The sequence below is a fragment of the Nonomuraea sp. NPDC048901 genome (genome assembly GCF_040649695.1).
GTDB lineage: Bacteria > Actinomycetota > Actinomycetes > Streptosporangiales > Streptosporangiaceae > Nonomuraea.
This window is the reverse complement of the sequence record NZ_JBEZFW010000007.1, coordinates 584,355-592,870: the sequence shown is the minus strand read 5'-3', so window position 1 is coordinate 592,870 and position 8,516 is coordinate 584,355. Positions and strand designations below refer to the sequence as shown.

Genomic DNA, 8,516 nt, shown 5'->3' with positions numbered 1-8,516 from the left:
GAGGGCTACCACGAGGCCGCCTGCCAGATCATCCTCATGGCCTTCCTGCACCGCCTGGTCAACGGCGGAGGCCACCTCGACCGGGAGTACGCCGCCGGCACCAAGCGCCTGGACGTACTGGTCCGCTGGCCCTACACCGGCCCCGAAGGCGAACGGCAGGTGCAACGGGAAGCCATGGAACTGAAGGTCTGGCGAACCGGCGAAAACGACCCGATGCCCGACGGCCTCGCACAGCTCGACCGATACCTGGACCGCCTCACCCTCACCACCGGCGTGCTGGTGATCTTCGACCGGCGCCCCGAAGCCCCGTCCTGGAAAGAACGAGGCGGATTCGAGCAGGCGGCCACACCGTCCGGCCGCCAGGTCACCCTTCTGCGGGTTTGATGGGTGCAGCCGTATCTCAGGCCGCCTGGTCATCGCCCAGGCCATGACCAGGCGATCAGTAGAACAGCTCCCAATCCCCGGTGGTCGTCGAGCGCGCCCGCAGCATGCCGAAATTGGCGCCCGTGTATTCCACCTCGGCAGCCACGAGTTTGTCGTTGGCGAGAGACCTCATGGAGCAGAAGATGGACCCGCACTGGAGACGGAACCTCTCCCATGGTCCGATGGAGGTCGCGCGTGCCCGGAGCATGCCGGAATTGGCGCCCGTGTATTCCACCTCGGCGCTCACATAACGCTGGGCACCCACCGAATAGATGGTGTCGGACGTTCCGTCATAGCAGACTCTGAACCTCTCCCATGGACCGGAGGTGGTCGCCCGAGCGCGGAGCATAGCCCAAGAGGATCCCGTGTATTCGAGTTCGGCGCTGACAAGACGGTCGTTGGCCTTGAGCCTCATCACACCCTCCCCACATGAGGGCCTCAGGGTACTCGCGCCATCGCGGGCGGCGTCGCGCTGTTTCACGTAGTCGGCTAGATTTTTGAACGTGCCGACCTCCCTAGCGGGAGTGGGGGTCGTGTCGGCGCTCGCCGCGGGCGCCGCCATCAGTACGACGGCCCCCGCCGCCAAAGCCATACCGAACTTGCGCGAGACGTTCCTGGATTTCATGTTCCTGCTTTCTGTGAATTTTCTGCGAATACTGTCTGTCGGCTACCGGTGGCCGCCGATGGCAGGGACGTGAAGGCGTTGCGGACAAAGCCAGCCGATCACCTGCACGGTCTCATTCCGCAGTGAATTACCAGTTACTCGACTACACCCTGCCCTCTGAGTGCGTTCAGTCGGAATCCACTTCCTTCTGACAGCGTCCACTGAACAGGATGTGATCGATGTGCCACCAGATCAGAAAGGGCTCGTCACCGCCGACGCGGCCGAATTCACGTGTGAAGAAGAGCGATTCAGAGGCCGGCCGCACCGGCTCCTCAACGGCCTGCGGACGTTGCCGGTTCGTCGACTACCTGACCACGAAATGCGGCATCAGCGTCGGCCAAGCGATGTGCTGGCTCGAGTTACCGCGTGGAGCAGAGGGAAAAGAGGCTGCTGCACGCTATCGCCGATCGCGTGAGCACTCCCGAGAGTCCCGTCCCGCCCAGGACGGTGGAGGGCTGGCCCAGGACGGCCAAGAGTCCAAGATTGGCCGACGACCGCGGCGGTGACGGCTTGGACGATCTCCGGCAGGCGCCGGCGGTGTTGTCGCTGGTGAACATGCGCTGGGGTGAGGCGGGGACAGTCACGCTCATGTTCATGCGTGTCTTTCAGCTGATGATGGGCGAGGCGATGACGACGGTGACGTCGGCCGCCTCAGGGCCGGTGCGGTAGATGTGCGGGACGTCTCCCGCGAAAGCGAGCAGGTCACCGGGGTGCAGGTCGGTGGGGGCGTCGGCGGGTCCGGCGGTGAGGTGGCCGGAGGAGACGAGCAGGTGCTCGATAGTGCCGGTCGCGTGCGGTACGCCGTCCAAGTGCGTACCGGGCGGCATGCGCAGCCGCCAGATCTCCAGGCTGTTGCCGCTGCTGATCCGGCGCAGCAGCTCGCGTCCCACTTCGCCGGCGGCCAGGTCGGTGCCCGGTACGAACACCGGCCCCGGGTCGGTGTCGCGCGCCAGGAGGTCGGTCAGCGGGATGCGCAGGGCGATCGCGAGCGCGTCGAGGGTCTCGATGGTCGGGTTGCCCCGCCCGGCCTCCAGCTGCGACAGCGTCGCCTTGCTCAGACCCGCCCGGCGGGCCAGCTCGGCACTGCTCATGCCGCGCTGCTCACGGCGGTGGCGGATCTGCGCCCCGACCGCGATGGCCGTGCTGCTGGCGGGCCGGCGGTCGCCGGATGAAGGTGCCATCAGCGTTCCCGGTGGGCGGCGCTGTAGGAGACGCGGATCCGGCCCTTCTTGACCTTCAGCGTGGGCAGCACGACGTCGGCGAGGTCGCCGAGGCTGTGTACGTGGGTTCCCCCGCACGGAGCCGAGTGCAGTTCGGCCAGGTGCACGATACGGCGCCCCTCGGCGTCGTTCTCCCAGGTCACGGGCAGGTCCTGTGCGATGGCCTTGGCGACCTCCGTCCGCAGCGCCTCGGTGGCGTCCTCCCGGCCCTCGGGGGTCTCCAGGCGGGCGTCGGGCCGCGGTGCGGTGAACTCGATCCTGGCCTGGCCGGGGAAGTGGTTGTTCGCGGCCAGCACCCAGCCCTGCGCCCGTCCGGCCGCCTCGATCAGGTGGCCGGCCGTGTGCAGCGCGGCATGCGCGATGCGCGACGGAAGGTCGATGCGGACCTCGACCGACTGCCCGAGCGAGAAGAGCGGCAGCGTGGCTTCGCCGGAGGCCATGGCCACGACCAGCCCGGAGTCGTGGTCCCGGAACGGGGCGATCTCGTGGCCGTCTATCCACCCGCGATCGGCGGGCTGGCCCCCGCCCTGCGGATGGAACAGACAGTGCTCGACCGCTACCCATGGGGCGCCGTCGCGCTCACCTATGGCGGTGACCTGGGTATGGGCCTGCTCTTCGTACGTGTCCGCGTAGTAGGCGGGGACTTGCATGACAACCCTCATTAGGAAAGATTGGCGAACTCTACGTTCACTATAACGAACGACGGCGACTCGGTCGTCAGCGCGGCGGTCAGCGGCCTGGCAGGCAGTGTGCTGTGGGTGAGCACCAGGACCAGGTGGATAGCGCGCTCCACGCGCAGGCCCTGGCCAGACGGAAGACGACGGTCATCACGGGCGCCGTCAACAACTGGACGGTGAGCCACCGAACGATATCCAAGCTGGGATTTCACCCGGCCGTGTTGGTCGTCACGTCAGGGAATCGCGCTGGGTAGGAGGGCCGGCCGTTCAGGACGATCCAGGCCTGTCCGGTCCGCCCGTCGGTCAGGATGGCCTCGACCGCGTCGGCTGCCTCGTCCGGGTCGGCGAAGGTGTGTCCGGCCTCGGTGAGCGGTTCGCGGTACGGGGCCAGCAGCGGGGTGTCGACCAGACCCGGGCAGAGTGCGTTGACCTTGACGCCGTCGTGGGCCAGAAGCGTGGCCGTTGATCGTACGAGGCCGACCAGGGCGTGCTTGCTCGCGGCGTAGAACGGGTCGGGAGCCTCCTTGAGGCCGGCCAGGCTGGAGGTGACGATGATCGAGCCGTGTCCGCGCAGGTGCGGCAGGCAGGCGTGGATTCCGTAGACGACGCCGTCCAGATTGTCGGCGATGACTACTTTTCGTCCCTTGCAGACCATGCGCCGGGCTATGGCGGCGCCGATGCCGCCGGCGCCGCCGGTGATCAGCATCACGGTCAACGTGACTCCTCGGGCAGGCCGGTCGCTTCAACCGGTAGGCGAACCAGCTCGACACCTCTGAGCCGCAATCCGTGACCGCGTAGGTAGGCGCGGCCGAACAGGCGTTGGAAGACGAGCAGGGCGGCGAGGGTGACGATCAGCAGGACGTCGTCCAGCAGTGGCACCGCGTCGATGGGCAGTGTGGCGGCCATGACGACGCGCAGAGCCGCATCGGCCAGCAGGGCGGCACCCCACACCGCTGTGGCGACCCGGAGCACGTGGCGAAACGGCGGGTGGTCCCTCCAGTTCGTCTCCCATTGCTGTTGTTTGTCGCGATCGGAGATCACGCGCATGGCCTCGTACAGGAACGGGCGCCGGCCGCAGAGCGTGATCAACGCCCATAGGCCCAGCGCGCAGGTGCCCCACGCGTTGCGGATCAGCAGTACGCGCGGGCTGCCGGAGATGAACGACATGGCGACGGTGAGCATCATCGCGCCGAGCACGAACACGGTGATCCCGCTGATACGCCGCTCGACGATCAGGTCGTGGACGGCTCGCGCCGCGGGCAGCGCGCCGGCGGCCAGCAGTGCGATCCACTGGCTCACCCCAGCCGCCCTGAGCCCGTAGAAGATCGCGAGCGGTCCGGCGAGCTCCAGGGCCGCGACGGTCACCAGGCCGCGGTGCATCCCGCTCACCGCTCCTCCGAAGTCCGCTGTGCGGCCCGTTGTACGGCCCCGACGAAGGTATCAACGACGGTGCTGCGGTAGATGTCGAAGTCGAGCGCGTGCTCGCCGCGCATCCGGGGGGCCGCCGCGTCGATGGTCGCGCGGATCATCACCGCCATCGACCGGGCGTCGAAGTCGCCGAACTCACCGCCGCGCTGTCCCTCCTCCAACAGCATGACCAGTCCCTGGACGCTCGGCTCCTGGTAGCCGGCGGCGGTGTACGGCTCGCCGGCCTGATCGCGCAGATGGGGTCCGATCTCGGTCAGAGCGGCCAGGTCGGTGGGGTACTCCCGGAGGAACTCCAGGTTCGACTCCAGGTAGGCCCGCAGTCGTCCGGAGACGGTGGTCTGGGCCTTGACCCGCTCCAGGATGAAGGCGGCTCCCCTGTGGTAGACGTCTTCGACGATCTGCCGGATGAGGTCCTGCTTGCCCGCGAAGTGGTACGAGATCATGCGGGGGCTGCTGAGGCCGGCGCGCTCGGTGATCGTGGCGAAGGTGGCCTTGTCGTAGCCGAGCTCGGCGATGGTCTCGATGGCCGCGCGGACGATCTGCGCCCGGCGTGTGGCGTTGGTGACACTGTCTCGCGACTGCTTTTTTATCTGCATAGATAAAAAATGGTACAGCTAGATAAAAAGACTGTCGAGCGCGTCGAGTGCCGCGTCTGGCCGGTGCGAGCCGAATGGCCGCCTCCTGGGAGGAGCTCAAGGCCACGGCCGCCGACCGCTGAATCCGCGTGTCCGGGCGGACCGCTTCAGTGCGGCCCCGCCGCCGCGCCCCGGAGCCGGGCGGCCACCTCCTGGGCGCGGCGCAGGTCGTACGGTGCCGACAGGCGTTCGGCCGCCCGTACCGCCTGCTCGGCGACCTTCGCCGCCGCCCGCCGTTCGCCCGCGGCTGCCAGGACGAGCGCGCGAGCCCAGCCGATGCGGGCGGCGGCTCCCGGATGGCGGGCCTGGTACTCGGCGAGGTGCCGGTGGAGCCTCCGGGCCGTCGCGGGGTCCGGGTCCGGGGACATGTGACAGAGCAGCTCGGCCAGCCCCGACCAGCACTCCAGCATGCCGCGCTGGGCCTTCGGCAGGCGGGCGGCCAGATCAAGCGCCCGGGCCAGCGCCTCCCGCGGGCCGTCCGCCATCAGACTGACCGTGAGAACCTCTCGCCGGCCGTCCGCCATCAGACTGACCGCGAGAACCTCTCGCCGGCCATCCGCCATCGAACGAGCCGCGATCAGGCGGGCCGAGGCCGTGAGCAGGCGCAGCTCCTGGATCACCGGCATGACCGCGCCGTCCCGCAGGCCGAGGCGCTGCTCGTGGGCGCGGCGGCGTTCGGTCGAGGCGCGGGCCGCCGCCAGCACCTCGGCGACCCGATCGAGGCTGGTCCCCTCGATCCGCAGCAGGGCCTCGGCCTGGCCCGTCAGGCACCAGTGGCGGCCGATGTCGCCGCCGACCCGGCTCGCCGCCTGTTCCGCCGTGGCGGCGTACAGGTTCGCGGCCTGCTCGAAGTCGCCCCGCCAGAGCGCCGTCTCCGCGAGCATGCCCGCGCAGTTCTCGGCCACCCGGGGGTCCAGTGTCCTGGCCCGGCACTCGGCGAACGACCCCCGGGCCGCCTCGAACTCCCCCGCCGAGAGCTGGTCCAGGCCCCGGGCCAGGCGGGCGCGGCTGGCAGGCTCCGTGGGATGCGCGATGCCGGTCAGGGCCCTGTCGGCGAGCGCGCCGTAGCGATGGGCCAGGCGGTGGCGGCCGGCGACGCGGGCAATGGTGGCGAAGTTCGCGTACGCCTCCGCGCGCAGGTCCGGGGCGGAGGTACGGTCGGCGGCGTTGAGCTGGCGCAACGAGACCGCCAGCATCGTTGGCACGTCCTGCTGGTGGTAGGCCAGCCGGGCCAGGAACGTCAATGCCTGCGCCACCTCGGCGTCCCGCTCGGATCGGGGCACCGGCAGGACCCGATGGAGGACCTGGCGCGCGGCGGCCGTCAGAATGGCGGCGACCAGGCCGGGCCGGGAGGCCGGCAGCGGCCTGCCTACCGTGTCGAGTGCCGCCCTGACCAGCCGGTACGCCTCCCGCTCCCGGGCCAGCTGATGCTCGCTCACGCACGCCATCCGCAACCATCGCGCCCGCAGGCGGGGAGCCTCGGGCGTACGGGCGAGATGCAGCCGTACGACGGCCCCCGACTCCTCATACAGCCGCAGCCGCAGGCACAACACCCAATAGTTGTCCAGGAACCCGGGCTCCCCGGACACCGCCCAGGCCAGCCGGATGTTGTCCACCTCCGCCCCCAGCACGCGGGTCACCTCCGCGTCCGAGGCATCCTGCAGGGCGGCGGCGTGCCGGTCGAGCAGGCGCGAGAAGTACGCGGCGTGCCGCTCCCGCGCCGCCCGCCGCTCGCCCGGCGACAAGTGCGCGGCGGCGAACTGCTGGATGAGCGGATGGATGACGTACCGTCCGGCCGGGGTGAGCTCGATCATGCTCTGGTCGACCAGCCGGACCAGCACGTGCGGCCCGGTCCTGGCCACCTCCAGCGCCGCGGGCAGGGTGCAGCCGCCGCCGAACACCGCCAGCGCCGCCAGCGCCTTCTGCCCGGCCGGGTCGAGGAGCCGCCAGGAGGTCTCGAACACCGTACGCATGCAGGCGTGCCGCGACCGGGCCGCCGGTCCCCCGGCCGACAGCAGGCCGGAGTCCACGCCGAGGTGGCGGCCCAGCTCGGCGGGTGGGACGGCCCGCAGCAGCCCGGCCGCCAGCTCGATGGCCAATGGCAGACCGCCTGTGGCGGCGCAGATCGCGGCCACGGCGGCGGCGTCCCGGTCGGCGTCGAACGCCGGTTGCGTCCGCGCCGCCCTGGCCGCGAACAGGGCCTCGGCCGCCGGCCCCGGCAGGCCCGCCACCTCGTACGTCACCTGACCGGGCAGATCGAGCCGCCGCCTGCTCGTCGCCAGGACCCGCACGCCCGGGGCCGTACGCAGGATGCGCCCGATGACCGCGTCAAAGGCGGGCAGGTGCTCGAGGTTGTCCAGCACCAGCAGGACCTCCTGCCGGGCCAGCGCCGCCAGGAGCAGGTCCAGGGCGGGGCGCTGCGGCGTGAGGTCCACGCCGAGGCGGCGGGCGAGTGTGGTGACGGCCGCTTCCGGGCGTACCCCGGCGAAGGAGACGAAACGGGCCGAGTCCGAGGCGGCGGCGATGGCCAGGCGGGTCTTGCCGACGCCGCCCGGGCCCAGCAGGGTGACCAGGCGTTCGGCGGCCAGCAGCGTACGCAGGCGCCCCAGCTCCGCCTCCCGGCCGAACAGCTCCGTACCGGGAACCGGCAGGGGCGCGCGCCGGACGACCGTCCGCTGGGTGAGCAGGCGCCGCCTGGCCGCCGCGGTCTCCGGCGCGGGGTCGACGCCCAGGTCGTCGGTCAGCCGCAGCCGCAGGTCGTCGTAGCAGGCCAGGGCCGCCGCCCGGTTGCCCGCCGCGGCCAGGGCGGCCATCAGCAGGCGGTGCGCCTCCTCGTCGTACGGGTCCAGCCCGGCCACCAGGCGCGCCAGCCGTACGAGATCGGCCGGTGGCGCGGAGCCGGAGCGCAGCAGCAGCTCGCGCAGCCGCAGCCGGGCCCGCCCGCGCTCCGACTCCAGCCATCCGCCGAAGGCCGGGGCGTCGCAGAACCACACCCCGTCCATGAAGTCGCCCCGCCACAACCGCAATGCCTCTGCCACGGTCGCCGTCTCGGCCAGGCGTCCGTGGTCCACGTAGCAGCCGCCGGGGCGGAACCGTACGTGGTCGCGGGTGATGTCCAGCCACCCGCCCACCTCCTTGCGCAGCTCCGACAGCGCCAGGCGCAGACTGCCGCGGGCGTTGGCGTCCGGCCGCTCGCCCCACAGCAGCGCGGCCAGCTCGGAGCGCGGGCGCGGGCCCGGCGTGGTGGCGAGGTAGCAGAGCAGGGCGCGGGTCTTGGCGGAGCGGATGCCCACCGGCCGCGCTCCGACGGCCAGCTCAGGCGGACCGAGCAGCAGCAGGGTCAGCGAGTCTCCCATAGCCACAGGAGGGTAGGCGCGTCCCCGCCGCGTGACTGCGGAAAAAGGCGTGCCCGGAACGTGCACTGTGCCACTGACCAGCGCTCTAACGATGTGCTCACGCTGCCTGCCCC

8 protein-coding genes are annotated in these 8,516 nt (G+C 70.8%); 1 reads left to right on the top strand and 7 read right to left on the bottom strand.

Annotated elements, in window-relative coordinates; all coding sequences use genetic code 11:
* Nucleotides 1-384, top strand: a 384-nt coding sequence (locus tag AB0C30_RS27365; RefSeq protein ID WP_357949465.1) for a hypothetical protein, incomplete at its 5' end; no start/stop codon positions are given.
* Nucleotides 385-439: 55 nt separating this feature from the next.
* On the opposite strand, the gene AB0C30_RS27360 is transcribed toward AB0C30_RS27365, so the two are convergent.
* From AB0C30_RS27360 to AB0C30_RS27330, 7 genes are all read right to left on the bottom strand, one after another.
* A complete protein-coding gene (locus AB0C30_RS27360; RefSeq protein WP_357949462.1) occupies nucleotides 440-1,048 on the bottom strand; it encodes a hypothetical protein in 609 nt (202 codons plus the stop codon).
* 644 nt (nucleotides 1,049-1,692) lie between these two features.
* Entirely contained in the window at nucleotides 1,693-2,268 is a 576-nt protein-coding gene (locus AB0C30_RS27355; RefSeq protein WP_357949459.1) for an XRE family transcriptional regulator, read from the bottom strand.
* Nucleotides 2,268-2,957, bottom strand: coding sequence for a hypothetical protein (locus AB0C30_RS27350; protein WP_357949456.1), 690 nt, complete (start codon nucleotides 2,955-2,957; stop codon nucleotides 2,268-2,270). Before AB0C30_RS27350 ends, AB0C30_RS27355 begins: the two co-directional genes overlap by 1 nt.
* A gap of 235 nt (nucleotides 2,958-3,192) precedes the next feature.
* Nucleotides 3,193-3,690 carry an SDR family NAD(P)-dependent oxidoreductase gene (locus AB0C30_RS27345; RefSeq protein WP_357949507.1) on the bottom strand — a complete coding sequence of 166 codons (498 nt, stop codon included), beginning with the start codon at nucleotides 3,688-3,690 and terminating at the stop codon, nucleotides 3,193-3,195.
* A gap of 5 nt (nucleotides 3,691-3,695) precedes the next feature.
* Nucleotides 3,696-4,364 carry a VC0807 family protein gene (locus AB0C30_RS27340; RefSeq protein WP_357949505.1) on the bottom strand — a complete coding sequence of 223 codons (669 nt, stop codon included), beginning with the start codon at nucleotides 4,362-4,364 and terminating at the stop codon, nucleotides 3,696-3,698.
* Nucleotides 4,365-4,369: 5 nt separating this feature from the next.
* Nucleotides 4,370-5,008 (bottom strand): TetR/AcrR family transcriptional regulator, encoded by a 639-nt coding sequence (locus AB0C30_RS27335; protein ID WP_357949454.1) that lies wholly within the window; start codon nucleotides 5,006-5,008, stop codon nucleotides 4,370-4,372.
* A gap of 146 nt (nucleotides 5,009-5,154) precedes the next feature.
* Nucleotides 5,155-8,403 carry a BTAD domain-containing putative transcriptional regulator gene (locus AB0C30_RS27330; RefSeq protein ID WP_357949451.1) on the bottom strand — a complete coding sequence of 1,083 codons (3,249 nt, stop codon included), beginning with the start codon at nucleotides 8,401-8,403 and terminating at the stop codon, nucleotides 5,155-5,157.
* Nucleotides 8,404-8,516: the final 113 nt, after the last annotated feature.